Source organism: Neobacillus drentensis (assembly GCF_036966985.1).
Taxonomy (GTDB): domain Bacteria; phylum Bacillota; class Bacilli; order Bacillales; family Cytobacillaceae; genus Neobacillus; species Neobacillus drentensis_E.
Genome location: NZ_JBALSN010000222.1, coordinates 6,071 through 9,625, shown reverse-complemented (window position 1 = coordinate 9,625; position 3,555 = coordinate 6,071). Strand labels below are relative to the sequence as shown.

Here is a 3,555-nt window from a genome sequence, read left to right as displayed (position 1 = left end):
CAAAAACTTATACTTTCTAATGATTAGAAAAACTGCCGCAGAAATTTTTCTGCGGCAGCTTTTTTATTAAGAGAATATCGACTTAATCGTATCAATCAGCCAGGTAAAAAATTGTTTTAACTTATCTAAAAAACCTTGCCCTTCTTCCGACTGAAGAAAATTAGAAATTCGATCCTTCGCTTTATTTAGTTGATCGCTAACTTGATTCCAGTCAATGTTTAAATCCTTTAACTTGTTAAAAAAGTCTATTAGCCGCTGCATTTCTTCATCAGTAAGCTTTACATTTAATTCCTTTGCAGCTTGTTCGATAATATTTTGTAATTCTTGATCATTTTTTGGTTTTTTCTTTGCAATTTCTTCTTTAATCTTAGCAATTAACGCGGCAGCATTCTCATCACCAATGGAGTCACCTAGTTTCGCAGTTTCAACCATTTCTTGATTTGCTTCAATTCTTCTTGACTCAAGGATGAATGGGAGCCTGCTTGTAGGAATAACTTCAACTACATATTTACCTATTGCCTGTTCTTTTGTTACACCGATAATTTCTTGTGCACGTGTGTTAAATAAAATGACCTTACCATTTTTATCAATAACAACCATTCCGTCATTGGTTGCATTAAATATAAGTTCTTGCTGGTAGGACTCATTTTTATGCTTTTCGATGAGATCTTCCTTTTCTTCCATAATCTTTGCAACTAGAAAGGCAACGCTTCCTGGAATCAAAACAGTCTGTTTATTTTTTGCATTTCTTAACTCTTGGAAAACTACCTCATTTCCAGTAACTTCGATAATAATATCAATCTGATCGGTTAAATAAGGCTGCCAGTCCGTCCCAGTATTTATACCTTCTGTCCGTGCTAACAAAATGCCAGGTGCATTTAAATTCCGATCAATGACAACACTTACCTTTAAAACTTCAGATTCTTTTAGGATTTTTAAGATTGCCGTACCACCTTTTCCTGCACCAACAATCATTACGTTTTGCATTTAAATACCCCTCATAAGAAAATTTTTTCATAATATTGAAGAAATCCATGCAACTTTTTTCATAACTATTTTATCTCCAATCACAATCATTGACAAATTATATCTATGTAATAATATTTTCTTGAGATATAATTAAAATAAGGCTATCACTTTGCAAAATTTGATATTGGAAGGATTTATTTATGAAGCGAATTATTGCCCTCTTGATTGTATTAATTCCTGGTATCCTAGCTGCTATTGGCATTAAATTAATGCGTGATATGTTATTCGGAATAGTACAAGCACCATTTCCTAATTTATTACTTCAATTTCTAACTGGATTAATCTTTTTTGTCGGCGGACTAGGCTTCGTTGCAGGATTTATTTTCCATCGCGATCGAAAAAGAAGCAAAGTTCAAAAGAGATTTAAAAAATAAAAAGAGGCCTCATTAAGGTCTCTTTTCAAATTGCTTTCGTATTGTTAATGCCCTGACTGGGTCATCAGTAATAAGTGCCGTACATTTAATATTAAAAAGGCGCTGCAAATCCACTTCTTTATTTACCGTATAAGGTCGTACGGCAATTCCATTTTCAATGGTTTTAATGATAATTTCATCAGTTATCGCAGAATGTTTGGGATGAATCCCTTTTGCTCGAATCGCTTTGGCATAAACCCACGGCATGTAAATTCCCTCAAGAAAAAGAGGAGCTGTTTCTATTTCTGGTGCTATACTGTAGGTATAGACGATACTATAATGATTAAATGAGGAAATAATAATTCTATCCACTAACTTATATTTGTGAATAAGCTGAATGACTTTTTCTTCCATTCCTTTATAAGGAATGAGTCCATTTTTGAGTTCAATATTACATAACAATTTATTTGTACATAGCCATTCAAACACTTCCGTTAATGCGGGGATTGGTTCCATTTTGTTGTTTTTTTTATTTGCATTCAATTTTCTAAGATCTTTATATAAAAAATCTTTTACAAACCCTTTCCCGGTCGTTGTTCGATCAACTTTTTCATCATGGATGACAACTATTTCTCCGTCCTTAGTCAATTGTACATCCAATTCTAATCCGTCAGCTCCGGCATTTTCTGCTTCTATAAAGGCTGTTAGTGTATTTTCGGCAAAAGAAGCGGAATAACCACGGTGCGCAAAAATCTGAGTCATCTCTTCACTTCCCAACTTAAATATAGGAGGATTACAAATGAGACCCTTACAGTTATCACCTGAAACGGCCATAAAGCTTTCCCAAAAGTTAAATGTTCCGATAGAACAGCTTATGCATATGCCTCAACATATTCTTATTCAAAAACTGATGGAATTGGAGAAGGAAAAAGAAAATTAAATTTTTTAAAATTCTTGAGTCCAATTTTACTGTAAAAGAAAAGCCTTCATTTTTGTGATGAAGGCTTTCATTCATTGTATTCTATTCAAGATGCTTTATGCTCTAGACGGAGCTTGTCAGCAACCATTGCAATAAACTCGGAATTGGTTGGTTTTGCCTTGGACATGCTCACTGTATATCCGAACAAAGAGGAAATGGAATCAATATTCCCACGGCTCCATGCAACTTCAATCGCATGGCGGATGGCCCGTTCTACACGACTTGCGGTCGTGTTATATTTTTTAGCGATATCCGGATACAACACTTTCGTAATGGAACCTAAAAGTTCGATATCATTATAAACCATTGAGATGGCTTCTCGTAAATATAAGTACCCTTTAATATGGGCTGGGACACCAATTTCATGAATGATACTTGTAATACTTGCATCTAAATTTTTAGGTTTTTGTTCAGTTTGAGTACGGTATGTGGTGGAAGTTGATTTTCGGGTAAACGAGTTAGTATTTCCACTAACTTGTCTAATATGGCTGCCTAGATTCTCCATATCAAATGGTTTCAATATAAAGTACGATGCACCAAGTTCAACCGCTTTTTTCGTAACATCTTCCTGTCCAAATGCGGTTAACATAATTACATTTGGCAAAACTCCTTTTTTAATTTCACGGAGGCGCTCTAGTACAGCTAAGCCATCTAGGTGGGGCATGATAATATCTAAAACCAGAACATCCGGATCGATTTGCGCTAACATTTCTAAACATTCCTGACCATTGTGAGCAATCCCTGCCACTTCCATATCATCCTGGGACGAAATAAAGTCCTCTAATAATCCTACTAGCTCCCTATTGTCATCAACGACACATACTTTAATTTTCTTCACTTCCAGTTCCTCCTCAGGGTTCAAATCATAAACTCTATTTCAACTTATATTCCTAATCAGTTGTATTGTCTTAATTATATTCTAAATTAGAAATTCGACAATGCAACAAAAATTCCTCTCATTTTTTTAATATTTCTTAAAATAGTGATAAAATCTTATCTTTTCTTTGTTTTTCTCTTCTTTTCGACGAAAAACGCGTATATTCTAATATTTGGGTTATTTTTGTCGAAAATTATTTATGTAAAGGCTGTGTTAAACTTGACTGTTGATTTCCGTTCCAGGCACTTCGCTTTCCGCGGGCGTGCCGGGGAGCCTCCTCGGCGCTTTTAGCGCCTGCGGGGTCTCCCCTGCCCCGT

General features: G+C 35.2%; 5 protein-coding genes. 2 read left to right on the top strand and 3 right to left on the bottom strand.

From position 1 onward, the window contains the following. Positions 1-66: 66 nt before the first annotated feature. Entirely contained in the window at positions 67-987 is a 921-nt protein-coding gene (locus V7659_RS15175; protein ID WP_335540711.1) for a DUF1002 domain-containing protein, read from the bottom strand. A 182-nt stretch (positions 988-1,169) separates the two neighbouring features. Between V7659_RS15175 and V7659_RS15170 the strand changes: the two genes are divergently transcribed. Beyond that, positions 1,170-1,403, top strand: a complete 234-nt coding sequence (locus tag V7659_RS15170; protein WP_144547615.1) for a DUF2627 domain-containing protein — start codon at positions 1,170-1,172, stop codon at positions 1,401-1,403. Between the two features lie 12 nt (positions 1,404-1,415). Here V7659_RS15170 and V7659_RS15165 read toward each other — a convergent pair whose 3' ends face one another. Further along, on the bottom strand, positions 1,416-2,144 hold the full coding sequence (locus V7659_RS15165; protein WP_335540710.1) for a glycerophosphodiester phosphodiesterase: 729 nt from the start codon (positions 2,142-2,144) through the stop codon (positions 1,416-1,418). Positions 2,145-2,181: 37 nt separating this feature from the next. Between V7659_RS15165 and V7659_RS15160 the strand changes: the two genes are divergently transcribed. Beyond that, positions 2,182-2,322 carry a YycC family protein gene (locus V7659_RS15160; RefSeq protein WP_335540709.1) on the top strand — a complete coding sequence of 47 codons (141 nt, stop codon included), beginning with the start codon at positions 2,182-2,184 and terminating at the stop codon, positions 2,320-2,322. An 85-nt stretch (positions 2,323-2,407) separates the two neighbouring features. Here the strand turns inward: V7659_RS15160 and spo0A are convergent, their stop codons facing one another. Continuing rightward, on the bottom strand, positions 2,408-3,199 hold the full coding sequence (gene spo0A / locus V7659_RS15155) for a sporulation transcription factor Spo0A (protein WP_335540708.1): 792 nt from the start codon (positions 3,197-3,199) through the stop codon (positions 2,408-2,410). Positions 3,200-3,555: the final 356 nt, after the last annotated feature.